The sequence below is a fragment of the Bacteroides sp. 2_2_4 genome, from assembly GCF_000157055.1.
Classification (GTDB): Bacteria; Bacteroidota; Bacteroidia; order Bacteroidales; family Bacteroidaceae; genus Bacteroides; species Bacteroides ovatus.
In genome coordinates this window covers 61,755-88,599 of sequence record NZ_EQ973356.1, presented here as the reverse complement: position 1 = coordinate 88,599, position 26,845 = coordinate 61,755, and the positions used below count along the sequence as shown (strand labels likewise).

The following is a 26,845-nucleotide window of genomic DNA, read 5'->3' as shown; positions in this document are numbered from 1 at the left end:
AAAAAATCAAGTTTCGCAGGTGCTTAATAATTGGATTAAGCTCTTGCGAAACTTGAGAGATCGGCTTTTTAGCAAAGCGCTTTATTCAACATGTAATATACTTCGTTCATGCGCAGTTCTTTCTTGAAGCAGCTGATCGTAGTATCCTTGTTGATATGTACCATTTCGATACCTGCGATTTCAGCATAATCTTCCCAATATTCTGCTGTCAGGTCGTAAGAGAAGCAAGAGTGGTGAGTTCCACCAGCCAGGATCCATGCACCTGCACCCACTTCGAGGTTAGGCATCGGAATCCAAAGAGCAGAAGCAACCGGCAACTTAGGCAGCGGTTTCGGTTCGATACATTCCACATCGTTCACAATCAGACGGAAGCGGTTACCCATATCTACTACTGTAGCAGTGCATCCTGCGCCTGTCTTTGAAGTAAATACCAATCTTGCTGTCTGGCTCTTGCGGATACCTATACCGAGGAAGTGTACTTCCAGGCGCGGTTTGTTGGCTGCGATAAGCGGGCAGATTTCCAACATGTGTGACTGCAGGATAGAGCTGTTGGCACCGTCGAAGTTCAGTGTGTAGTCTTCCAGGAATGAACAACCTCTGGGAAGTCCCTGATTCATTACCCATACTGTACGGTAAAGAGCAGCCGATTTCCAGTCACCTTCAGCACCGAATCCGTAACCTTCCGCCATCAGACGTTGTGAAGCAAGACCCGGGATCTGATCGAAACCATTGTATTCGATGTCGCCCAAATCGTCGAAGTTGGTCGTAAATCCTTTAGCGCCTTTAGCTTTCAGGATAGCACGCATGGCAAGTTCTGCTTTAGCGGCATTCCATACTTTCTGATAAGCTTCAGTCGATTTGTCTTCCAAAGAAGCATCGTGATCGTATTCTTTGAAATAAGTAGCTACCAATGCATCTACATCTTCATTCTTGATTTCTTTGTGGTATTCCATCAATTCGCTTACCGGACAATAATCTACGTGGTAACCCATACGTTGTTCAGCTTCCACTTTATCACCGTCGGTTACAGCTACATTGTTCATCTGGTCGCCGAAACGGATAATCAGCATATCCTGTGAATCTGCCCAACCGGCACAAACACGCATCCAGACAGCGATCTTGTGCAAAGTGTCTTCCTCTTTCCAGTAACCTACCACTACTTTACGGCGGATACGCATACGGGTACAGATATGTCCGAATTCGCGGTCACCGTGAGCTGACTGGTTCAGGTTCATGAAGTCCATGTCCATTGTATCCCAAGGAATTTCCTTGTTGAACTGTGTGTGCAGGTGCAACAATGGTTTCTTCAACTGTTGCAGACCATGAATCCACATCTTAGCAGGAGAGAAAGTATGCATCCAAGTGATTACACCGATACATTTTTCGTCGTTATTGGCTGCTTTGAAAATAGTTTCCACTTCTTTAGAAGAGTTGGCAGTACCTTTGTATACCACCTTGACAGGGAGTTTACCGGATTCATTCAGTCCGTTTACCATTTCATTAGAATGTGCGTCTACTGCGATTACTGCGTCACCTCCGTACAGAAGCTGTGCTCCTGTTACGAACCATACTTCATATTGATCAAATACGTTATTCATAATGTTATTGCTTTAATTTTTAATATCTGTTTTTTTAATTGTTATTGTCCATAATAAGCATTCGGACCATGCTTGCGGCTGAAATGTTTTTCTACCAGCAATGGGTTCATTGTTAAATTCGGGTTTACCGCATAAGCGATACTTGCCATTTTGGCTACCTGTTCCATTACCACGGCGTTGTGTACAGCATCGTGCGCATCTTTTCCCCAAGAGAAAGGACCGTGATTCTTCACCAATACTCCCGGTGTATGTACAGGATTCAATCCTTCAAAACGTTTCACTATCACATTACCGGTTTCCTGTTCGTAAGCGCCTTTCACTTCCGCTTCCGTCATATCTGCCGTGCAGGGAATAGCGTCATGGAAATAATCCGCGTGAGTCGTTCCGATGTTCGGAATGTCGCATCCCGCCTGTGCCCAGGCAGTTGCATAAGTAGAGTGGGTGTGTACCACTCCGCCAATCTCCGGAAATGCTTTGTAAAGTACTACGTGAGTAGGAGTATCCGAGGATGGCTTCAGTCGTCCTTCAACGACCTTGCCATCCAGATCCACTACTACCATATCTTCGGCTTTCATATCATCATAACTTACACCACTGGGTTTGATTACTACCAGTCCGCTTTCACGGTCGATAGCAGAGACATTGCCCCAGGTAAAGATGACTAATCCATGCTTTACCAATTCAAGATTGGCATGAAATACTTTTTCTTTTAGTTCTTCCAGCATAATGATTATATTTTAAATTTCGGGTCTTTGCGGTAAGCCTTGCCGTTGAACTTATACAAGGCAGCGCCCCGTTTGGAACCCAGTTTATCAATTTTATCAGTCTTTTCTATATAATCCATTTCAGCCACTCTTTTACGGAAGTTCCGTTTATCCATTGTTTCACCGTAAATGGCCTCATATAAACTTTGTAATTGGGATAATGTAAAGAGTTTCGGAAGCAGATTGAATCCGATAGGTTCTACGGATGCTTTCTGTTTCATCAGTTCCCGTGCTTTTTCTACCATTTCAGGATGGTCGAAGATAAGCGGGGGAAGTTCGTTCATATTCACCCAGTAGGCATTGTGCTTCTGAACCAGTTTCCGGTCATACTCATTGATGTTAATCAATGCATAGTAAGCCACGGAGATAACCCGTTCACCCGGATCGCGGTCGATTGCTCCGAAAGTTCCTACCTGTTCCATGTAAACGTTTTCCAGTCCGGTAAGCTCATGCAATACACGTTTGGCGGCATCATCCACACTTTCATTGTTTTGCACAAATCCTCCCATCAGTGACCATTCACCCATTGCCGGCTCGAAGTTTCTCTTCAACAATAGCAAGCTGATTTCCCCTTCGTTGAAACCAAAGATGATACAGTCGATGCCGACATAAAAGGTGGGATTCGAGCTATAATAAGCCTCCCCCCGGTTCTTTCCAAAAGAGAGGGAGTTTGAGCTTATCATTGACTCTTGTGAATTATCTTTATCCATTTAGATTGTGATTTTAGTTATAATAAACCAGTCTTTCCGTTGGCAAGACTATTTTTAGCTTCCTTCAACCTTTCCCAAAGAGAAGATTGAAGGAAGGGCTTATTTTTTACCAGAAATACCAGTAGAAAGCACCTGTAATAGCCAGGATAATTACAGTATGAATAATATCCCAGTGATTCCAGCTAGCACGTGTAGCAGCTTTTTGTTCTTTGGTAGCCGTACCGAATACCAGTCCCTGAATCTTTTCTGCAGTCGGAGCTTTGGTTGCCAGGCTGACTACGATTACTACAATAATGCAGAACAAGAACATCCATCCACAGAAGAATAACCAATTCATATCATAGAACAAATATTTGAATGTAGAATCTGCTACTTCACCTGCATTGCTATAATATACTTTTGCACCGAGGCGAGTTAAACCGATTACCATACCAGCAATCAATCCCCACATACCACCCTGGGCGGAAGTACGTTTCCAACAGATACCCAGTAAGAAAGCCGCAGCGATACCTGGTGCCAGTACGGATTGAACGTCCTGCAAATAAGTATAAAGTACATCGCCTACACTACGCATGATAGGAATCCAGAGAATACCTAAAATAACGATTACAACCGTTGCAACCTGACCGATACCTACCAGTTTCTTCTCCGGAGTTTCCGGTCTGAAACGTTTGTAGAAGTCGATAGTAAACAGCATGGCTGACGAGTTAAACAGAGATGCAAGAGAACTCATCAAGGCGGCAAGAATACCACATACTACCAAACCTTTCACACCGGCAGGAAGTAATTTGGCTACTAATGTCGGGAAAGCGGCATCAGCATTTGCTGTTCCGTTGGCCAGCATCGGCAAGAAACCTTCGCCACCGGCACCGATATATTTTTGATGTAATGCAAATGCGATCATACCAGGAATCAAGAAAAGGAATACAGGCAACAATTTCAGATAAGCACCGAAAATAGTACCACGACGAGCTTCCATTTCATTTTTACCTGAAAGTACACGTTGAACGATGAACTGGTCGGTACACCAGTACCAGAAACCGATAATAGCCGAACCGATCAAAGCGCCCAACCAAGGGAAGTTTGCATCATCATTGCTACGGATCAGGTTAGTCATTGTATCACCGTAATCATTTACGGTAACAGCCCCACAGACTCTCATCATTTCGTCCCATCCACCTAATTCTTTGAAGCCGAGTACCAGAATTATTAATGATCCTAGCAGTAGGATAGGGGTTTGAAGAACAGAAGTGTAAAGAACTGATTTCATACCACCGAAGATCGTATAAAGTGCAGTTAACACTACCAGACCGATAGCTGCAATCCAGAAGAAATCAATTCCCCAAAGCTCTTTGATACCGAATACTTGTTGGAATACAAGACCACCGGCATATACAGTCACAGCTACTTTGGTTAACACATAACTTACCAAAGAGATGACCGACAGGATGGTACGTGATTGAGGATTATAGCGGCGTTCCAGAAATTCCGGCATTGTATATACCATGCTTCGTGTGTAGAAGGGTACAAACACCCATCCCAGAATCAAGATCATCCATCCCTGAATTTCCCAGTGTGCCATAGCCATACCACTGGATGCACCGGCTCCTGCCAGTCCGATCAAGTGTTCCGAACCGATGTTGGATGCGAAAATAGAGGCACCGATCGCAAGCCATGTTGCGTCGCGTCCGCCCAAGAAATAATCTGCCGAGTCATTTTGTTTTTGTCTGACTACCCAAACAATAATACCGATCAGAGCCAGAAAAAAGACTCCGATTACTAGCCAATCTAATGCTTCCACAATAAATATGATTTATGAGTTAATATTATTTCTCTACAGAGAATTTGAAAATACATTCACTATTATAAGTTTGTCCCGGTTCCAGTACAACAGAAGGCCAGTCTGCCTTGTTAGGACTGTCAGGATAATGTTGTGTCTCCAGACACACAGAAGCACGTTGGTTGTAAACGATGCCTTTCTTTCCGGTTACGGTTCCGTCGAGGAAGTTTCCTGTGTAAACCTGTACACCCGGTTCGTTGGTATATACTTCCAGAGTAATACCGCTTTCAGGTGAGGTAAGTTTTGCAGCAACTTGCGAAAGATCTCCCTTTGTGTTGAGTACCCAGTTGTGGTCATATCCTTTTCCGTTCTTCAGTTGAACGAAATCGTAGTTGTCGATCTCTTTGCCTATAGCTTTCGGAGTGGTGAAGTCCATCGGAGTGTCTTTCACCGGAGCGATTTCGCCTGTGGTCATAAAGGTACTGTCTACCGGAGTATAATAGTCTGCGTTCACATACAATATATTGTCGGTTGAAGCTTTTGACGGATCGCCAGCCAGATTGAAGTAAGAGTGGTTGGTCATATTGATGATCGTCTTTTTATCGGTAGTTGCGCTATATTTGATGTCGATAGCGTTGTCTTCAGTCAGTTTGTAAGTCACTTTAGCTGTCACATTACCCGGGAAGTTTTCGTCTCCGTCCGGTGAGACAAGTGTCAGTTCCAGCGTTGTCGGATCAATCAGATTAGCTTCATAAACTTTGTATTGCCAACCTTTCGGACCTCCGTGCAGGCAGTGGCCGAAATTGTTTTGCGGCAGTTGGATCGTGTCGCCGTCCAATGCGAAACGTCCTTGGTTGATACGGTTTGCATAGCGTCCGATAGAAGCACCGAAGTCGCTAGGTACATTAATATAGTCAGCAATGCTGTCAAAACCTAAAACTACATCTTGCATCTTACCGTTCTTGTCGGGTACCATGACAGACACGATACGTCCTCCGAAGTTAGTGATGCATACTTCCATGCCTGCCTTGTTCTTTAAGGTGTAAAGAGCTGTTTTGGCATTGTTCACTTCTGTTTGAAATTTTACCGGATCAAGACCGGACAAGGTCAGCTCGGAAGCCGGCTTGTTATTGCACGCAACCAGCATCAGCGCGGCAAATCCTGCAAGTAGAAAATGTTTTTTCATGGTTTTATTTTTAATGTAAATGAGATATTTATCTTATTTTGGGTGTAAAAGTAACACTTTTGTTTGGTGTATCAAATACACTCTTGTATGTTATGCAGCATAAAAGAGAAAAAACTGCTTCTGAATATCAAGATTCAAGAAGCAGTTTTAATAAGCATATCAATGGGCGTTTATTGAACTTTCTTTCCCCAATAAGTCTTTTTATTTCCTTGTGCAGCGTAAACGATAGTATGAGTTCTGGGACTAGCTTCCCAATCCACTTCTCTTTGTAGATAAAGCACTACTCCGGCACTAGTCGTAATCGTCTGTGAAACTGCATCGAATGTCCACGATGCATCCTTCCAACTGCCGGAAGTAATCTTATGCGTACCGGCATCAAAAGTCAGAGTTTCAGATGTTCTTTGAGTACCAGTGGAGGAAGTCAGAGACAGATGTTCCCAGTTACCGGCAATTTCCTCTTCCGTGATAGGCACTTGCGGCACAGCTCCATATCTTTCCGGCATCACCAAAGGCCAGCCGTTGGCATCCCAGCGGATACTGCGAACGTGTCCCATCATCATAGCGTTGGAATATTCATTCCCTCCGACATTCTCCGGGAAGCGTCCCTGTGAAGTATAAAACCAGTTGCCCTCTCCATCCTCGAAAACACCGCAGTGGGAGATACCTACCCATCCGTAGCTGTTGTTGAATTTGTAAGGTGCTGTCAGTATCGGATAGAGTTCTCCGCTTCCCATAGCTGAGTTACCGTCCATATCAACATACGGGCCGTCGATGTTGGTAGAGCGGCAGACACGGGTGTTATATTCTACCGCTAGTGTACCATAAGCGAGGAACAGGTAATAATAACCATTGCGGTAAATCACTTCCGGACCTTCCGAAGCTTGCCAACGGCTATTGCCGCGGGTAGCGATAATTTTGCCATAACCGGAGTTGTTTTCACCTGTGATGTCCCACGGATTGCCTAGGGCGTGGAGCGGCTTACCGTCTTCGGGATTCAGTTGCAGGGCAGCAATGCTACTGTGCCATGAGCCGTAGATCATCCAATGTTCTCCGTCCTCAGTAATAATATAGGTTGGGTCGATAGCATTGATCTTAAAATAACCGTTCCAGTCACCGGTGCTTACGCGTCCATAGTCCGTTTTGCCTTTATCGCTGGCAGAGCAGACAACAAAACCCTTGTCTTCCCAGATATTGCTTGCCGGGTCGGAAGTCTCCATCAGTCCGATAAAAGCACGTTCAGTCCATGAACCGTCAAAGTTTCCATTGTTTTCTATTTCCGGTTTCCCCGTTTTGATATAGTTAGTAATCACGATGGAGTAGTACATACGATATTTGCCAGTGGCAACTTTACGGGCAACCGGTGCCCAATAACCATAAGAAGGGCTATCGATAGGTTCCAGTCCCATTTCCGCACGATAGGCGTTCAGCTTCTCTTTAATCCATGTGGGAGGGGTTTCGGTCATTGTAGCTCCCAGATATTCCCAATTTACCAGATCTTTGGAACGTCTTGCATGAAAATGTCCGTTTCCACTGTGTGCATTTCCGTAAGAAGCATCTGTCTGATACATATAATAGTATCCGTCATCAGCTTTCATCACTGTGGGATCATGAACGTTAGCCAAGTTCCATCTACTGCGTTGGTTCCAGGCGGCTATGTCCACGTAGTTGTCCTCATAGGCGGGTGCCACGTAGTTTTTGAGCTGTTCGTCAAGGCTTTGGCTTTCTGTGGTTGCAGTGAACGCATCCGAGTAGGTATAACGGCTGTTACCGTAGACATAAGCACGGATATAGTAAGAGGTATTGCCCGTCAAGCCGGAAATCGTGGCACTGAAATTCTCGTCGGCCTCCACTATGTTATCTTTGATGGTTGGATTCTGAGCATTGACGCTGTAGCAAAAGCCTTTCTTGACTATCTGGTCGATATTGCCGGTGGCCGATGCAGTGACAGTCAGCGAGGTACCTGTGGTTGCAGTGACTTGGGCAGTGGCTATGGTTATACCGCTGTTTCTATCGTATTCGATATTGTCCAACCCGTCGGAGCAAGCTGCAAAAGCAAGGACAGTCAGCAGGGACATGAAGAATAATGTTATTTTTTTCATTTGATATGGATGATAAAATGATTTAATTGTGAACCTCTCTTATTCTTATTCATTGAAGACGAGATGACAGCCGTCAACGGTCAGTGCGAAGTGCAGGTCGTCGGGGTTCACTGTATTGATACCTAAATAATATTGAGTGGAAGTTGTACCTGTAGTACCCTCCATCACTGCCTGAACGTCGGCGGTGCCATTACCGCAGTTGGTTACGTAGACCGTGACTTTGGCTCCATTCATGCCGGCAAGCCAAGTGTTCAAGTCGCCTTGTGTTCCGTTGTGAACGCAGGCGCCATATCCGTTGCCCGATCCCCAGTTGTCGGCGCGAACAAATGCGTATTCGTCCATATGATTGGCTTTACGGAGAACTACAACGAAGTTGTTCCAGTAGTTAGCCAGATTGCTGTAATTGGTGAAGGCGATGGACTTTGTTTCTCCCATAGGTATATTGAAGTAGTCTGAGAAAGCTGCCCCGAAGCCCGTTGAGTTGTTTTCGGTTCCTACCATGTTGGCTGTGTTCCTCACTTCAGAAGTTGTAGATTTGGAGACGGTAACCTCTACCGTTGCGGTGATCCCTTCTCCAGCCGTAATGGTAACAGTCTGAGAACCGGTCTTGGCAGGAACGGCGGAGAAGCTGAGTCTTGCGTTGTCGATGATTCTTGTACTTTGGTCGGTGTAAGTTGCCGTAACCACCATACCTGTCGGGTCGAAGGCCATCGTCCGGTTCGCCAGACTCTCAGTAGCTGCCGAACTGTAATAATAGTATTGCGTGTGCGAGGGTGGGGTAGTCACCTCGATGGATGCAATCTGTTCCACTACTTCAAAGGTGGTATTAGCCATAATCGGCTTATCGCAATTCTCACCCTTTAAGGTCTTGTTGTAGATAACCACAAGAGTTTTCACGCCCGGTTGCTCCATATCGGGGATGGCAGAGAAAGTGAGTTCGGCAGCCGGCACAGTTTTGGTCACTCCCTCTTCAAAGGTAACGATGGCCGAGACATTGGCCATGGCCTCTTCGAGCGGAGTACCTACGTTGACCAGTTCGGGTACGTCTTGCAGTACCATCGATACCGGATTCTTGTCTAGAGCAGATGTTAGGCCGCCTATAGGGACGATGTTGGTTTGCAAGAAGTCGATGTAAGAACCTTCGGGAACTAAGAAGCAGCGGATATTGGTATTGCTCGCATCTGCGTTCAGATTTTCTTCCTTATATGGTTGCTCGTAAGTCTTGGTCACCTCGCCGTTGGTCATCTTTATGGTGAAAGCGCTTTCGTTGGTGCGGTCTACGGTAAGTGTCACCTTGCCGCCTAATTTCTGCACATTGGCATCTATGTCGTTGTCGGGACTGAAAATCAACGTACTCGAGATGTATTGCCTATCGATATAAGTGCCCCACTCGGAATTGAGGGCTGCTGCGAAGTCAAAACGGATAGCTCCATATTCAGTGTATCCTGTACCTCCACGATCCACATCGTTGGTGACTACAATGGCATAATTCTTGTAATACGTGTTATCGGCCGGATTGATATGGAGTTTGAACACTGCATTCCACTTCTCGCCATCAGGTACCACGTAATACTTGGAGAAAGCACTCCAGAAACCGGAGGTGAAATCCGTATTACCGATGGTGTACACATCTTCCTGCATACCCTCAAGTTCTTCATCTTCCGGTTGTTTCTTCGAATCCTCAATTTCCTGTATCTTATCAGAAATCCAGTCGGGGGCGTCTACCTCATAAAGTTTGCCATCCGTGCAGCCTGTCAGTGTCAGTAATCCAAAGGTTACGGAACAGCAAGCGTATGCTATCTTTTTTAGTATTCTCATTGTCTTGAAATTTAATAGGTCTCTAAGTTTGTTTACTTGCTTAAATTAACAACCGGACGCACTTTACATCCGCTTTCCCGGAAATAAGTGGAATTATCTGAACTATAGTTGGCGGAGTTGCCTTTCAGATTCGGGTTGTTGTTCATCAACTGCTGCACAATGGGCAGGAATTCGTGTCCCGATATGTAGGTATCGAAAGTGCTCTTCAGTTCGGGATCGTTTGCTACATCGCTGTAGCTCACAGGATTCTTTACTCCCGTTGTAGAGCGACGTACCGTGCCGTGTTCCTTGAGTTGCAGCAAGCGGCCGCTGTCATAGAAGAAGCCCCAGCGGATGAGGTCGAAGCCTCGGCCGAATTCGCATCCGAATTCTTTGGGACGCTCTACGTTGGCAATCTGCTCAAAGAGTTTGTCAGCCGTGTTGAAGTCGGAAAGTTCCAAGTCGGGCAAATCAGCTCGATTGCGCACTTCGTTAATCCAGTCGATAGCCTGCTGTGTGGGACCATTGACTTCATTCTCGCACTCGGCAGCGCGGAGCAGCACATCTGAATAGCGCATCAGGCGCAGGTTGATACCATCGTGCAAGCCTGTAACGATGGTGCTGTACAGACCGGTACGGAGATTCGTGAATTTGGCGATCGGCAGACCACCGTAAGTGTTGTTGGTCACCATATTGTCGGTGGCTGTAAGTTTGTGCGTATAAGCTACATTGCCATACTCGAAATTCGCCCAGTCGTTTTCGTAGGTTCCGATGGTCCAATAGAGTCTTGGGTCGAGTTTGCCATTGATAGTACGTTCACTTTTGAAGAGTTGATAGAGCCAGGGCGAAGCCGAGATGTCGGCCCAACCGCCATAGTTACCGGGACCAAAGTTGCTCTCAATGGCCGATCCTTGTGTGGCATTAGGACTTGTATTTACCGGAGTCCACTCGTCATCGGTGCCTTGCGAACCATAGTCAAGATACTGCACTTCGAAGAGGCTTTCCGCATTGTTCTCGTATGCCGAACCTTCGCGGAAGTTATCACCATAGTTGAGCATCAGTCGATAGGTGCCGTATTTCTTGCCGATGATGTCTTTCAGCACCGTGAGTGCATCGCTGTATTTTTGGCGCATCATGAGGGCGCGGGCATAATAGCCTGCCGCAGCGCCACAGGTGGCACGTCCTCCTGCCCATTCGCCACCTTCATCACGGGAAGGAAGCAATTCCATCGCCTCGTGGAAATCTTTTTCCACCTGGTCTAGTACGGCATCGTAGGTGCTGTTGGAGGTATAAAGTCCGTCCAACGAAGAATAGGTGGCATAATCTGTGATGAGGGGCGGATTCTGATAATAACCAACCAGATTGTAGTACGACAGGCCGCGTAGGAAAAGCACTTGTCCTTTGATGCGTTTCATTTTATTAGAAAGTTGGCTGTTGTCCTCACCGCAACGGGAAATGGCGAAGTTGCACACGTTGATGGTGTAGTACCACTCCCGCCAAGGCCACCACGTGATGTCCGAGGTAACTTCTGCGTTAAGGTCATCGAAAGGCATGTACCACACTTGTGAAGAGTTCCAGGCTTCATCGCCACGGCACACGTCGATGGTGTAGCCTACACGGGCATAGGAACCCTCCATACGGATGTGGTTGTAGGCAGCAATCACGCTTTCCTCCAAATCATCGGCATTAAAGCCGAAAGTACTTGAGGTTTGCTGGTTAGGATTCAACAGATCCATTTTGTCACTGCAAGAAACCAGCGTGCTAAATCCCAAAATGAGAGCAAGTGAATATTTATATAGTTTCATAAAATATGTTTTTAGTATTTAGGTACTAGATAGTAACGATTAGAATGTAAAGTGAACACCACACATGAAAGTGCGTGCAGTAGGATAAGAACAGAAGTTGTATCCCGGGGTGAAAGTACCTCCCGCATAGTCTACATTATAACCGTGATAGCCGGTGAATGTGTGGAGATTCTGTGCTGACACATAGAAACGTACATCAGATACATATTTACCGAACCACTCGTTAGGGAAGTTGTAACCCAACTCTACATTGGCAATCTTCCAGTAGGCTGCGTTCTGAATCTTGCGTGAACTGAAGAGGTCGTTCCAACCCAAGCTGGCACTGTTGGTGACGTAGGTGCGTGGCACGTTGGAAAGGTAAGTGCTGCCGTCTTCGCTAAAGCGGTTAGCATCGAGCATACCCACCTCTTTGTTTCCCCAGCCGTAGCAAGAGTTAAGTGAGTTGTAGATGTCGTCACTGACGTGATAGTTCAGCGCACCGAAGGTAGCAATACTCAGGTCAAAGCGCTTGTACTCAAAACGGGCATTGAGACCGAAATGTATCTTAGGCATACCGCTGCCCAGCACCACTTGGTCGTTGGCGTCTATTTTACCGTCGGGTTTACCGTCCGGTCCGCTTACGTCCTTATAGAGGCAGTCGCCAATCCGGGCACCCTCTTGAGTAGCGTGATTGTCCAAGTCTTCTTGCGTGCGGACAATACCCTCATATGCCCAGCCATAGAACTGACCTATTTCCTGGCCTACATTGGTGATGTATGCTCCGGAGATGTAAGAGTCGGTACCAAAGCCTAACGAAGTCACACGGTTGCGCAATGTGCTGAGGTTGGCCGAAAGTTCATATTTGAAGTCACGATCGCGGTTGCGGTAGGTAGCCGAGAACTCAAAACCGGAGTTGTTCATTGAGGCGGCATTCATAGTAACAGTGGTATTAGATACACCGGCTTGTTCGGGAACAGGTACAGCATACAACAGGTCTTCGCTGGTATTCTTGTACCATTCGGCTGTGAACTCCAAGCGATTGTTGAATAAGGCGAGGTCGATACCCACGTTGTAGGTTTTCTTTTTCTCCCATGCCAAGTTATTGTCCACGAAAGTGGAAACAGCAGAACCGGTCACCACGTTACCGTTGAAATTGTAAGTCATGTTGTTGCGCGACATGACAGCCTGATACATATACTCACCTATATTCTCGTTGCCGAGCTCACCATAGCTGGCACGAACCTTGAACAGGTTTACGACATTTTGGTCGAAGGGGAAGAATTTTTCCTTGTCGAAGCGCCAACCCACAGAGACGGAGGGGAAAGTTCCCCAACGGATATTTCTGGTCAGGCGCGAGCTGCCGTCCCGGCGCACTGTTGCCGAGAATAAGTATCTGTCATCATAATTGTAATTGATACGACCGATGTAAGAAAGGATGGAATGTTTGTATTCGTAGCTTTCAGAATACGTGTCGGAAGCATTCTGGAGCTGTAGGAAATAAGGTTCGGTGAAGTTGATTCCCCATCCGGTCAGCAGGTCGGTGTCTTCTTCTTCATAAGTCTGGCCTGCCAATACGTTGATGTGGTGCTTGCCTATCGTGCCATCGTAAGTAATCACGTTCTCTATCAAAGCATCTGAATAGTCGCGCGACCCTTTGGTGAGTCGTTCGTTGCTTTTGGACAAGTACACACGGTTACTCTGCACCCATGCGGGAATCCAAGTAAAGTCCTTGCAATGGGTTTTGCTGTAAGAGAGGTTGACTTTATAGTTGAGCTTATGATTTTTGTTATCAACTCCAATCATCTTGAGGATATCCACATCGGCAGATCCGGTTCCCACGAAGCGATCCACGCGGGTGTTGCGTTGCAGCAGGTTATTTACCAGCAACGGGTTGGAAGCGGAGATATCACCATGCACGGTATCGTAGTATACGCCATAGCCGTAAGCGTCATAATTAAAGTTGTTGGCGATTCCCACCAGGTTATCAAGTACCCATGTAGAAGAATCATATGCCTTAATGGTGGGCTGCATCATCAAGGTGCCGCGCAGCACATTGGTTACGTCGCCATACAAACCTTGAACGTATTCGGAAGCATTTGACAAGCCCATGTTGTCCTGGTCGGAATGAGAGTAAACAAGGCTGGTCTGGAATTTTATGAACTTAGTCTCCATGGTATTGTTGACACGTGCTGTGTAACGTTCGTAGTTAGGGCCGGCACCTTCGAGAGTTCCTTTTTGGTTGAAATAGTCTAATGATATATTATAGGTGTTATGGGCACCACCTCCGGAGAGGTTCACATTGTGGTTTTGACGGATCCCCGTTTTGAATACTTCGTCAAACCAGTTGGTGTTGGTGTCATCTTGGAAATGGTATTTTCCGGTTTGGCTGTCAAGTTTGTATCCCGTTGGCAACGGAGTGTTGGAGTTTGCAGCCGCCTGACCGAGGTACTGGCTGTACTGGTCAGCATTCATTACATCATAGACATCCTTAGGAATATTATCCACACCGAAGTATCCATTGTAATCCACTTTCAGAGGTTGGTCTTTTTGTCCGCGTTTGGTGGTGATAATAATCACACCATTAGCAGCGCGCGAACCGTAGATGGCAGCAGCCGAAGCATCCTTCAGCACTTGGATGGTTTCAATATCGTTTGAAGAGAAATCTCGGATGGAAGTTCCCATGGGGACACCGTCGATAACATAAAGAGGAGAGGTGTCGCCGAAAGAACCGACACCACGGATGCGAACGGTAGGATCGGCTCCGGGTTGTCCGTCGGAGGTGATTTGCACGCCGGAAACCTTACCTTCGAGCATGGTGGAGATGTTGGAGTTTGATGTCTGTTTCAAGGCTTCCGCATCTACTACGGCAACAGAACCGGTTAGGTCGGATTTCTTTTGTGTGCCGTAACCCACGACAACCACTTGATCAAGCATCTTATTATCGGCTTGCAACTGGATGCTTTCAATAATGGCACGATTGCGAACAGCCACTTCACGTTCCTTGAAGCCCACATAGCTAATCAGAAGGATAGTGTTTCCGGGAACCTCCAGTTGAAAGTTTCCGTCCAAATCGGTAACGGTTCCGCCTGGTCCACCTTTAATCTTGACGGTAGCCCCTGGCATGGGTTCACCTTGTTCGTCGATCACTTGACCACGAACCTTGATAGTCGGAGATTGTGCCACGATAGCCATTGCAGGTGTAGGATACACCACCATGCCGCCAAAGGCACACATACTAAGCAATGCTATGCACGATACGACAGCCATTTTCTTGTCATTCTTCATAATATTAATATTAGATTAAACTTTAAATGCATGGTGCTCTCCCGAAGGATTGAGCACCGATTGCATGACAAAAGTATGGCATTGATTGTAAATGAGGGTGGACAAACGTATTTTAGAGGTGGATAAAAAGTTTTAAGTGTAAAAAATACAGCTTATTATGCAGAATTATTGTTTTTAGGTAAAACTATTCTTCCTTGTTAAGCAGTGAACTCGGTGTCGTATTAAAGTATTTGGTGAAGCACCTGGTGAAGTATTTAGGATCGTTGAACCCTACTTCATAAGCTATTTCCGCAATATTCATATTCTTTGTTTCCCGATTCTTCAGAATCAGTTCGCGTGCTATATTCAATCGGTAATTCCGGATAAACTGTCCGGCAGATTGTCCGATGAGACTTTGCAACTTTTTATTCAGTAAACTTTTGCTCACCCCTACAGCTTCACTGAAATCACTGACCTCAAAATAAGAATTCTTATAATTCTCCTTGATCACCTCCATCACCTGATTCAGAAACTTCTTATCACCCGATTCTTCCTCCATATTCAGCACATCCACATCCATGTTGAGCGTGAATTTGCGCTGATAGCGTTTCCGGTTTTCCAAGATATTCTGAATACGTGTCAATAGCAATGTTTCATCAAAAGGTTTCAATAAATATTCATCCACTCCCATACGATAGCTTTCCAAACGGGCCTCTTGTGAAGTTTTGGCAGTTAACATCAGGAAAGGAATGTGTGAAATGGCGAAAGCGTCTTTCACCCGACGGGAAAGTTCGATACCGTCCATCACCGGCATCATCAAGTCACTGATGATAAAGTCTACCGGATTGCTGTTTAGAATATGCAATGCCTCTTCTCCGTTCGCCGCTTCCAATACATTATAATGTTCATGGAGGATGGAACGGATATATCCTCGCATATCCACATTATCTTCTACCACTAGAATCGTCAAAGCCTCTTTCTCTTTAGGAGTTTCGGAAGTGGACGTAGCATGAATCGAAGAATCGTTAGAATCAATGATTATCAGCTTGTCGTCTTTTTCTTCTTCCCGTTGCAAGGGGAGGAGAAGGCGGAACGAACAACCTGAAAGGCGTTTGTTGCGCACCTTGATTTCCCCACCGTGCATCTGCACGATTCGTTTGCAGAGATAAAGGCCTATACCGGTTCCCGCCTGTCCGTACACCGGATATTTCACCTGATTTTGCGATTGGTAAAAACGATTGAATATCCGGTTCAGATCCTCTTCCGGGATGCCCTGTCCGGTATCTCCGACACATATATACAAAGATTCTTTTCCACCTTCACCAGATGATAGGGAAGATATATACAGCGAAACAGTTCCTCCATTCGGCGTAAATTTAATAGCATTACTCAATAGATTAGTCACCACTTTACGCATTGCCTCCTCATCATACAGAATCTCTGGTGTCTCCATCCTGTAATACCTTTTCAGCACGATATTCCTTTCTCCCGCAAACACCTCGAAAGGAGTGATTAACGAATCAATGAATTTTAGAAAATTCCCCCGTGTTTTGACAATCTCCAGCTTGCCCGATTCTACCTTACGGAAGTCCATTAACTGATTGACCAATGACAACAGATACTTCGAATTGCGCTCAACAAAATGAAGTTGTTCAATCACCTGCGGATTATAACTCAACTTCAATGCCCGCTCGATAGGTCCGATAATCAACGTAATTGGCGTACGGAATTCATGCGTGATATTGGTGAAAAACGAGATCTTATCAAGCGTAAGCTCCTGCACTTTACGCGACATTCGGATCAGCTGCGCTTTCTGTCTCGTAATCTTCTCATTCTGCTGGGTCAGCATCTGGTTCTGGCGTGAAAGTTCTTCCGTCTGATTCTCCAATAGATGCTTCTGCTGCTCCAGTTCATGAGTGCGTTCTTCCACCGTGCAGTGCAGATATTCCTTCTGCCGTTTCAGCGTGCGGATTCTCCATTGATAGAATTGCCATACGCTTACTAGCACGAGGATGATAATCAGCAGAATGAACCAAGCTGTTTTGTAAAAGTAAGGAACAATTGTAATATTCAGCTCCGTCACATTTTCCCCTTCATTTTCTCTGTCGGGAGTATATTTCACTTGCAGCGTGTAGTCGCCCGGAGGTAAATTGGTATAACTGGCAAAACGGCGGTTGCCGGACACTTGCACCCATTTATCATCAAATCCGAGCAGCCGGTAACTGTAAGTTGCCGTATTACTCGGCTCAAAATTGAGTGCCGAAAACTCCAGTGAAAACGATTTTTCCTTCTCGTGTAGCCGTAGCTCCGTAGTGATAGCAATGTCTTTGGGCAAATATTCGCTTTCCGGCAATATCTCCTCATTGCCGATCCGCAGGCGTGTGAAGCGGACCTTGGCGGCAGGAAGAGAAATAGCAGGACGATTGTTCTCGATAGCTACCAGTCCGCCAACACTTCCGAAATACAGTAAACCTTGTGCCGAACGGCAAGAAGCGTTCCAGTAAAACTGAGTGTCGATCAACCCATCCTGCAAAGTATAATTGATAAACCGATTCTCCTCCGGCTGATAGCAGGAAAGACCATTATTGGTGCCAATCCACAGATAGCCGTTGCCATCTTCTAATATTCCACGCACACTACTGTTAGGCAATCCTTGAGGAGTGCTGTAAGATATGAAAATTTCCTTTCCCTGTTCGTTGGTAGTCCGTCTGTAAATGCCATATCCGCTACTTCCCAGCCAGAGTGTGCCATCCTTTGTCTCATAAAAACAGGTGATTTTTTCAATCAGACGAGAGTTGGGATCGTTCAGTTTGTAGTTCAAATGCCTGTATTCGAACTCTCCTGTAGCCGAACGGGAATGAAGGTCGATGATATATACCCCTTCCAGACATCCAATCCAAAGTTTTCCTTCTTTATCAATAATAGAACCGATGCAGCCATGAATACTCTCCGCCACTCTGTCTGCCAGAGGAGCACTGATTGTCCCGGTTTCCGGTTCGTAAAAGTAAAGCCCTTGATTGGCGCCAATCCATATACCTTTATTAATAGGATCGTATGTCAGCGAACCCACAAAGTCGATTGGAAATCCATTGCTTGTTTGGGAAGAAATGACTTTCAGCACTTGTCGGGGAGCTTTCAGGTCGAGAAGGTTGATGCCTCCACCCCAGGTTCCTATCCAGAGATGATCGTCCGGATCGGCTGTTAACGCACTGACGGAATTATGGCTTAGTCCACCATGGTCACGGGTGAAATGAGTAAACTTTTCGCTGCCATGCTCTTTCCGGTTCAGCCCGCCTTCCACAGTTCCTATCCATAAAGTGCCGTACTTGTCTTCGTAAATGGCATTCACCGGATTGTAAGACAAACTCGACGGGTTTTCCTTGTTGTGTAGATAATTCCGTATCGACAATCGTCGTGGACTCAGCATGTTGATACCACCGGTTTCGGTTCCGAACCAGATATGATCTTCCTCAGACAGTATGCAATTGATAAAATTACTGTTTAGCAGATTTGAACTTCCATATTGAAGATCACCGGATGCGATACACTCAAAGTCGTCCGTCATTGGATTATAGATGTTCACACCGCGTAAGGTGGCTATAATCAATTGTTTGTCATTGGTTATAGACAGGTCGGTCAGGTAATTTTGTGAAAGCGAACGTGGGTTATTGGGGGCGTGTTCGTATCGTTTAACGATGTTCCCGTTTTTATTATATCGGAACAGTCCCCGGTCCGTGGAAATCCATACCTCGTTTTCCTTCATAAGAAAATCGGAAATATAAGTTCCAGGCTCGAATTTCAGACATTCGGCGATTGGGGTAGCTGTCAGTTTTCCCTGTGAGTCCCAATCCACTTTAAGTATTTCACCATTAATTCCTGCCCAAATTTTACCGTCTTCGTCAATATCCTGAAGTGCGATATTCGGCCCGTTCAAGACAACTGGATCGAGAGTGGAGATCATTTTTACATCTCCTTCTTCATTAAATACAATACGGTTGAGTTTATTGGCACAATGCAGCCAGATGCAACCTTTCGAATCTTTCATGACGTGCGCAGCCGGCTGATTCAAAATGTTTTTCAATACCCCTTTGGCATCCCCCGGTACGGTCGGTTTCAAGGTCGTTAGGTCAATGATATCCGTTCCTCCTTCAGATACCATCCAAAGACGTTGAGCTGAATCTTCGCATACATTAATAATAAAATTACTCTTCAATTTGCAATAGGGAGTGTTGGGATTGTAATTCACAAACTCATAACCGTCGTAGCGTGACACTCCGCCTCCGGCAGTGGAAATCCACAAGAATCCGCGACTGTCTTTATATAAATCGTCGATGAAATTATGAGGCAACCCCTCGTTCATTGTCACGTAAGTGATGTTGTATCGATCTGCAAATCGTTCCTGTGCATGCACGCTCTTCCATCCGGCAAAAAGCAAAACGCTATATATAATAAGGAGTGTGAGTAGGTGTCTTTTCATATTTGTACGTATTAATAGTAGCAAAGTTAAAAGATAATCTCAAATCGCAAAAGCGGAAGAGGGCTTCTTTTTAGCAGGTTATCGGATTATCCACCAATCATGTTCGTATGTCCACCTTCAATGGGGGAAACGGGGCGTATTTTTGTGGCATGATTGACAAACTAATCATTAATGTTATGAAAAACTTGTTTATGCCCCTTTTTTTTGTAGCCGGTAGCTTGTTGACAAGCTGCACCTCTGCTGTGTTTAGCCCGATCCCATCCGCGAATCCTTGGGATGATAATTATTTGTCAGTAGCCAAAATGGAAGATTACCTCCAATGGGGAACATACAACGTACACGACCCGTCCTGCCGAAAGCTGGGCGACTATTATTATATGTATTCTACCGACGCCATCTTCGGTGAAAACCGAAAGGAAGCCGAAGAAAAGGGGGTGCCCTTGGGATACATTCAGATGCGTCGTTCCAAAGACCTCGTACACTGGGAGTTTCTGGGATGGGCATTTCCCGAAATTCCGGAAGAAGCTGTGCAGTGGGTGCGGAAACATGCCGATGGAAAAGGAGCAACCAATATCTGGGCCCCCTATATCATTCCCTACAAAGACAAATACCGTCTCTACTATTGTGTCTCCGCTTTCGGACGCAAGACTTCGTATATCGGACTTGCTGAATCCAACTCCCCCGAAGGTCCTTGGACACAAATAGGCAGTATTGTCAAAACCAATGATTCCACTGCCATGAATGCCATCGATCCCAGTGTGATAGCCGATGAAATCACCGGAAAATGGTGGATGCACTACGGCTCTTTCTTTGGTGGACTCTACTGCGTGGAGTTGAATCCGGAAACAGGGCTGGCTCTCAATGAAGGCGACTTGGGACATCTGGTAGCCCGCCGTGCCAACTATCGTAAAGACAATCTGGAAGCACCGGAAATCATCTATAACCCTGACCTGAAGAAGTACTATCTCTTCACTTCATACGACCCGTTGATGACGACCTACAATGTACGTGTCAGCCGTTCCGATGCTGCCGAGGGACCGTTTACCGACTATTTCGGCAAAGCCGAAAAGGACACTACGAACAACTTCCCGATACTGACCGCTCCCTATCGCTTTGAGAATCATCCCGGCTGGGCGGGCACTGCACATTGCGGAGTATTCACCGACGGACAGGGAAACTATTTTATGGCACATCAGGGACGTCTTTCTCCACAAAACCAACTGATGGTATTGCACGTCCGCCAGTTATTTTTTGCACCGGATGGATGGCCGGTCGTTTCTCCCGAAAGATATGCGGGGACTCCTCCACGCGAATTCACCGAAGCCGATCTGGTAGGAGAATGGGAGATTATACGTGTGCAGGAACCTAAGTATGAACGTCAACTGGAAGCCGGTCAAATCTTGTGGGGAGAAGGCGAACTGAAAGATGGTGAGTGGAATCTTTCCACCCGGGTCAACTTGGCTAAGAATGGAACTTGTGCGGGGGAGATGACGGACGATGAATGGAAAAATGTGCAAATGAATGGAAATTGGTCTTTTCTGACCGAAAAACAGCTATTAATGATAGAATCGGACAAAGAGATAATTGAGAATCTGATTATCTTTGCAGGACACGATTGGGAGAATGAAACGGAAACCATTCTCTTTACAGGACTTGACAGCCGGGGACGTTCCGTCTGGGGAAAAAGAATCAAATAAACTATCTATAATTTTTTATTAAAAACCATGAGAAGATACACAGAAATCTTGGCTGCATTAGCCTTATCTGCCGGAATGGCACTTCATGCGCAAACCAATGAGCTGGTGATACAGACGAAAAAAACGGGTGCAGAAATCCAACCTACCATGTACGGACTCTTTTTTGAGGACATCAACTATGCTGCCGACGGCGGACTTTATGCCGAACTGGTGAAAAATCGTTCCTTTGAGTTTCCACAACATCTAATGGGATGGAATACCTATGGAAAAGTGTCATTGATGGACGATGGCCCTTTCGAACGCAATCCGCATTATGTGCGCCTTTCCGACCCCGGGCATGGACATAAACATACCGGATTGGATAACGAAGGTTTCTTTGGTATTGGCGTCAAAAAAGGAGAGGAATATCGTTTCTCCGTTTGGGCGCGTTTACCACAAGGCGGTACAAAAGAAACATTACGAATCGAACTCGTCGATACCAAATCAATGGGAGAACGTCAGGCGTTTGCCTCGGAAAATCTGACGGTTGATTCTAAAGAATGGAAAAAATATCAAGTCATCCTGAAACCGGGTGTTACCAATCCTAAATCTACGCTCCGTATTTTCCTTGCCTCCAAAGGAACTGTAGATTTGGAACATGTTTCTCTTTTTCCGGTAGATACATGGAAAGGACATGAAAATGGACTTCGCAAAGACTTGGCACAGGCTTTAGCAGATATTCATCCTGGAGTTTTCCGCTTTCCCGGTGGTTGTATCGTAGAAGGTACTGATCTCGATACCCGTTATGACTGGAAGAAATCCGTAGGTCCGGTAGAAAACCGTCCTTTGAACGAGAATCGTTGGCAATACACTTTTACTCACCGTTTCTTTCCGGATTATTACCAAAGCTACGGACTGGGATTCTATGAATATTTCCTGCTGTCCGAAGAAATGAATGCGGAACCTCTTCCGATCCTGAACTGCGGGTTATCCTGCCAATATCAGAACAATGATCCGAAAGCACATGTAGCAGTCTGTGATCTGGACAGCTATATTCAGGATGCACTCGATCTGATTGAATTTGCCAATGGTGACATCAATACGACTTGGGGAAAAGTGCGTGCAGATATGGGACATCCGGCTCCGTTTAACCTGAAATTCATTGGTATCGGTAACGAACAATGGGGTAAAGAATATCCTGAACGTCTCGAACCATTCATCAAAGCCATTCGTAAGGTTTATCCCGATATGAAGATAGTAGGTAGCTCCGGTCCGAATTCCGAAGGAAAAGAGTTTGATTATCTGTGGCCCGAAATGAAACGTCTGAAAGCCGATCTGGTTGACGAACATTTCTACCGTCCCGAAAGTTGGTTCCTGGCACAAGGTGCACGCTATGACAACTATGACCGTAAAGGTCCGAAAGTATTTGCCGGAGAATATGCCTGCCACGGAAAAGGTAAAAAATGGAATCATTACCATGCTGCTCTGCTCGAAGCTGCCTTCATGACAGGCTTGGAACGCAACGCTGACATTGTTCACATGGCTACTTATGCTCCGCTTTTCGCTCACGTGGAAGGATGGCAATGGCGCCCGGACATGATTTGGTTTGATAACTTGAATTCCGTACGTACTACAAGCTATTATGTACAGCAACTGTTTGCACACAACAAAGGAACCAACGTACTTCCACTTACCATGAACAAGAAAAATGTAACGGGAGCTGAAGGGCAAAACGGACTCTTTGCCAGTGCAGTCTATGACAAAGATAAGAATGAACTGATTGTAAAGGTGGCTAATACTTCCGCCACAGCTCAACCGATTTCATTGAACTTTGAGGGCTTGAAAAAACAGGATGTGCTTTCTGATGGTCGTTGCATCAAACTTCGTTCGCTTGATCTTGATAAAGATAATACGCTTGAACAACCTTTTGCCATCACTCCTCAGGAAACTCCGGTATCCATTGAAGGCACTGTATTTACCACCGAACTGGAACCGACCACCTTTGCGGTTTATAAATTCAAGAAGAAATGATAACTAAGATTAGATTCATTGTTTGCTCATTCGTGCTGACAGCCTTTTCCGGGCTGTCAGCGCAAAATGACACAACTTTCGTAGCTAACGGCAACCCCATCATTAAATATAAATATACAGCAGATCCGGGTGTTATGGTATATGACGGAAAGGTATATATCTACGCCGGACACGACGAATGTCCTCCGCCTAAAGAACATTACCTGCTGAATGAATGGTGTGTCTTTTCCTCTCCTGATATGAAAACATGGACGGAACATCCTGTTCCTCTGAAAGCCAAAGATTTCAGTTGGGCTAAAGGGGAAGCGTGGGCAAGCCAAGTGATTGAGCGGGACGGCAAATTCTATTGGTATGTAACAGTAGAACATGGCACGATTCCCGGTAAATCTATCGGCGTAGCTGTTTCTGATTCACCGATAGGACCTTTTGCGGACGCACGTGGGTCAGCATTGGTCACCAACGACATGACTACCGAATATACCAAAATCAGGTGGGATGACATTGATCCGACAGTTTTCATAGACGACGACGGTCAAGCGTATCTTTATTGGGGAAACACCCAGTGTTATTACGCCAAACTGAAAAAGAATATGATTGAACTGGACGGTCCCATTGTTCCGGTACATCTGCCGAGATTCACCGAAGCACCTTGGATTCATAAGCGTGGAGACTGGTATTATCTCTCTTACGCTTCTGAATTTCCGGAGAAGATCTGCTATGCAATGAGCCGTAGTATTACTGGCCCCTGGGAATATAAAGGTATCCTGAATGAGATTGCTGGAAATTCCAATACCAATCATCAGGCTATCATCGAATTCAAAGGAAACTGGTACTTCATTTACCACAATGGCGGTATCAATACCGCAGGTGGTAGTTTCCGCCGTTCTGTTTGCATCGACCGTTTGTACTATAATGAAGATGGTACAATGAAACGGATTCAGATGACGACCGAGGGCATACAATAATAAGAATCAAAATGAATAGGGTTAGTTCAATCAATAGGTAATAGATTTTAAATTTTTGTTAATTTGTAAAAGTAAGGGCGGCTCCCATCACGGAAGCCGCCCTTCTTATTTAATAACGAATAAATTCTTATTCTATTCTACGAGAACCGTCTCCGATTACTACGTCATACACTTTCGGGCTTCTGCCGAATTTAGCTTTGAAAGCAGCTTTTGTTTTTTCAACGAAGTTGTCATACAACTCATCTTTAACAAGATTGATTGTACAACCACCGAAGCCACCACCCATTACGCGTGAACCAGTCACACCGTATTCTTTAGCGCAGTCATTCAGGAAGTCGAGTTCTTCGCAGCTTACTTCGTACAGCTTGCTCATACCATGATGAGTTTCGTACATCTTCTTACCTACAGTTTCGTAATCATCCTTTTCCAATGCCTCGCAAACATCGAGTACACGTTGGATTTCTTCGATTACATATTCTGCACGCATATAGTCTTCAGCGCTGATATCAGCTTTCGCTTCTTCTAGCATAGCCATTGTACAGTCGCGCAGGAATTCTACGTGCGGATGTTTTTTCTGGATAGCGGCAACAGCAGCTTCACAGCTTTGGCGACGCTTGTTATAAGCAGAAGAAGCCAATTCGTGTTTCACAACTGAATCCATCAGAACCAGACGATAACCTTCCGGATGGAATGGGAAATACTGATACTCCAGTGAACGGCAATCCAGACGGATCAAGCTACCAGCTTTACCGAATACGGAAGCAAACTGGTCCATAATACCGCAGTTCACACCACAATAGTTATGTTCTGTAGCCTGGCCAACTTTAGCCAATTCAAATTTATCTATTTTGTTTTCACCGAACAGTTCGTTCAATGCGAAAGCATACGTACTTTCCAAAGCGGCAGAAGAAGACATACCTGCACCCAGAGGCACATCACCTGCGAAAGCAGTATTGAATCCCTTCACATCAACGCCACGTTTAATCATTTCACGGCATACACCGAAAATATATCTTGCCCAGCTGGCGCGTGGAGCATCTTCTTCATTCAAACCAAATTCTACATAATCCTTCAAGTCGATAGAGTAAGCCTTTACTTTGTCAGTACCGTTAGGTTTGATTTCAGCAATCATCCCTTTGTCTACCGCTCCCGGAAAAACGAATCCACCGTTGTAGTCAGTGTGTTCACCGATCAGGTTGATACGGCCCGGAGAAGCATATAAAAATCCAGTAGTTCCGTCAAAGTGTTTAATGAATCGACTTCTTACGTATTCTGTATCCATGATATTTATATTTTAAAGGTGAATAAATTGAATTCTATTCTATGTGATTATTCCACAGGAATATCCTTATTTACATTCTTGCAACCTACCAAGCCGTAGAACAACAGGTAAGCCAGAGCAGCGATAATCAACCAGTAGCTAGCCATATAACCTACAGAGTCAGAGATGCTTTGTTGGATCAACGGCAATACACCACCACCAACAACCATCATCATAAAGATTCCGGAAGCCTGTGCTGTATATTTTCCTAAGCCTTCTACTGCAAGGTTGAAGATACCACCCCACATTACAGAAGTACAAAGACCGCAAAGTACAAGGAACAAGGCACTTATAGGAACCTGTGCCATCATAAAGCCTTCGCCTACAGTGTAACCCGGCATTGAAACCGTTACATCTTTCGGAGTGAAGATAGCGATCAATACGAAAATGATAGCAGTAGCAGAAACAGCGATCAACTGTGCACGGCTGGAAACCTTACCACTGATAGCACTACTTGCAGTACGTCCCACAAGCATCAGCAACCAATAGATAGCAGCGATAGCACCACCGATAGCAGCACCGTTCATCATGATACCGGCACCTTTATCGCTTGAATCGGCAAGATAGAAGTTCAGTGTACCCGGGATACCAATTTCAATACCTACATAAATAAAGATACCGATTACACCCAGTAAAGTGTGACGGAAGCTCCATGGACTGTGAGAGAATTTTTCTTTCTTCACTCCACCTTTCTGAAGGTGTGGTTCAGGAATAGCAACAAATGAGATAACGATAAATGCAGCAACGAATACACCCATAGCAACGAAGAGCAGAGGAGCAACGTCAGACATAGCAGTACTTGAAGTAACAGTACCGATCAAAGCACCTACGAAAAGCGGAGTCAATGTACCAGACAAAGAATTAAGAGCTCCACCAGTCTGAATCAACTGGTTACCTTTGTTACCACCGCCACCGAGAAGGTTCAACATCGGGTTTACCACTGTGTTAAGCATACAAACGCAGAAACCGCAGATAAATGCACCAAGCAGATAGATTACAAAGTTTAATTTGATAACATACTCACCGAATGCAAATACTTCAGCACCTGCTCCGAATAAGCTGGAAAGATACTGTGTGAACAAACCGAGGAAACCGACTGCCATTGCAATCAAAGCAGTCTTCTTGTAACCGATCTTAACGAGCATGTTACCGGCAGGAATTCCCATAAACAGGTAAGCCAGGAAGTTCATCATATTTCCCATCATACCTAAAGTGTTCGAACCCGCATATTCATTTCTCCAGATTGTTCCGAATGGAGCAGCGAGGTTTGTTACGAAAGAGATCATCGCAAAGATGAAGAACATCGTGATAATTGCGACGAGATTACCGTTCTTTTTTTCTTGTGTCATGGTTCAAAAAAAATGTTAGTTTATAAAATTAGGTTAGTTATTTT

General features: G+C 45.4%; 15 protein-coding genes. 3 read left to right on the top strand and 12 right to left on the bottom strand.

Annotated elements, in window-relative coordinates; translation table 11 throughout:
- Positions 1-68 precede the first annotated feature (68 nt).
- The 10 genes from araA to BSCG_RS23810 form a co-directional block, all read right to left on the bottom strand.
- Positions 69-1,598, bottom strand: coding sequence for an L-arabinose isomerase (gene araA / locus BSCG_RS23765; protein WP_008774879.1), 1,530 nt, complete (start codon positions 1,596-1,598; stop codon positions 69-71).
- 41 nt (positions 1,599-1,639) lie between these two features.
- On the bottom strand, positions 1,640-2,323 hold the full coding sequence (locus BSCG_RS23770) for an L-ribulose-5-phosphate 4-epimerase (protein WP_008774878.1): 684 nt from the start codon (positions 2,321-2,323) through the stop codon (positions 1,640-1,642).
- 5 nt (positions 2,324-2,328) lie between these two features.
- Positions 2,329-3,045: an NUDIX hydrolase gene (locus BSCG_RS23775; RefSeq protein ID WP_008770909.1), complete on the bottom strand. Its 717-nt coding sequence runs from the start codon at positions 3,043-3,045 to the stop codon at positions 2,329-2,331.
- Between the two features lie 133 nt (positions 3,046-3,178).
- Entirely contained in the window at positions 3,179-4,873 is a 1,695-nt protein-coding gene (locus BSCG_RS23780; RefSeq protein WP_004314122.1) for a sodium:solute symporter, read from the bottom strand.
- Between the two features lie 25 nt (positions 4,874-4,898).
- Positions 4,899-6,038: an aldose epimerase family protein gene (locus BSCG_RS23785; protein ID WP_008774877.1), complete on the bottom strand. Its 1,140-nt coding sequence runs from the start codon at positions 6,036-6,038 to the stop codon at positions 4,899-4,901.
- 170 nt (positions 6,039-6,208) lie between these two features.
- Positions 6,209-8,137 (bottom strand): arabinan endo-1,5-alpha-L-arabinosidase, encoded by a 1,929-nt coding sequence (locus BSCG_RS23790; protein ID WP_032849312.1) that lies wholly within the window; start codon positions 8,135-8,137, stop codon positions 6,209-6,211.
- 45 nt (positions 8,138-8,182) lie between these two features.
- Positions 8,183-9,955, bottom strand: coding sequence for a bacterial Ig-like domain-containing protein (locus tag BSCG_RS23795; protein ID WP_008774875.1), 1,773 nt, complete (start codon positions 9,953-9,955; stop codon positions 8,183-8,185).
- Positions 9,956-9,987: 32 nt separating this feature from the next.
- Positions 9,988-11,739, bottom strand: a complete 1,752-nt coding sequence (locus tag BSCG_RS23800; RefSeq protein ID WP_032849311.1) for a RagB/SusD family nutrient uptake outer membrane protein — start codon at positions 11,737-11,739, stop codon at positions 9,988-9,990.
- A 39-nt stretch (positions 11,740-11,778) separates the two neighbouring features.
- The gene (locus tag BSCG_RS23805; protein ID WP_032849341.1) at positions 11,779-14,985 is read right to left on the bottom strand and encodes a SusC/RagA family TonB-linked outer membrane protein; all 3,207 of its coding nucleotides are present in this window, start codon (positions 14,983-14,985) and stop codon (positions 11,779-11,781) included.
- A 202-nt stretch (positions 14,986-15,187) separates the two neighbouring features.
- Positions 15,188-19,459 carry a two-component regulator propeller domain-containing protein gene (locus tag BSCG_RS23810; protein ID WP_032849310.1) on the bottom strand — a complete coding sequence of 1,424 codons (4,272 nt, stop codon included), beginning with the start codon at positions 19,457-19,459 and terminating at the stop codon, positions 15,188-15,190.
- Positions 19,460-19,608: 149 nt separating this feature from the next.
- Here BSCG_RS23810 and BSCG_RS23815 point away from each other — a divergent pair, with 149 nt between their 5' ends.
- The 3 genes from BSCG_RS23815 to BSCG_RS23825 are packed head-to-tail and all read left to right on the top strand — an operon-like array spanning position 19,609 to position 24,131.
- On the top strand, positions 19,609-21,156 hold the full coding sequence (locus BSCG_RS23815) for an arabinan endo-1,5-alpha-L-arabinosidase (protein WP_008774871.1): 1,548 nt from the start codon (positions 19,609-19,611) through the stop codon (positions 21,154-21,156).
- Positions 21,157-21,183: 27 nt separating this feature from the next.
- Complete coding sequence (locus BSCG_RS23820) at positions 21,184-23,166, top strand: alpha-L-arabinofuranosidase C-terminal domain-containing protein (RefSeq protein ID WP_008774870.1); 1,983 nt, start codon at positions 21,184-21,186, stop codon at positions 23,164-23,166.
- A complete protein-coding gene (locus BSCG_RS23825; protein WP_008774869.1) occupies positions 23,163-24,131 on the top strand; it encodes a glycoside hydrolase family 43 protein in 969 nt (322 codons plus the stop codon). Before BSCG_RS23820 ends, BSCG_RS23825 begins: the two co-directional genes overlap by 4 nt.
- A gap of 127 nt (positions 24,132-24,258) precedes the next feature.
- Here BSCG_RS23825 and galK read toward each other — a convergent pair whose 3' ends face one another.
- A complete protein-coding gene (gene galK, locus BSCG_RS23830) occupies positions 24,259-25,413 on the bottom strand; it encodes a galactokinase (RefSeq protein ID WP_008774868.1) in 1,155 nt (384 codons plus the stop codon).
- Positions 25,414-25,460: 47 nt separating this feature from the next.
- Positions 25,461-26,801, bottom strand: a complete 1,341-nt coding sequence (locus BSCG_RS23835) for an MFS transporter (protein ID WP_008644046.1) — start codon at positions 26,799-26,801, stop codon at positions 25,461-25,463.
- Positions 26,802-26,845 lie beyond the last annotated feature (44 nt).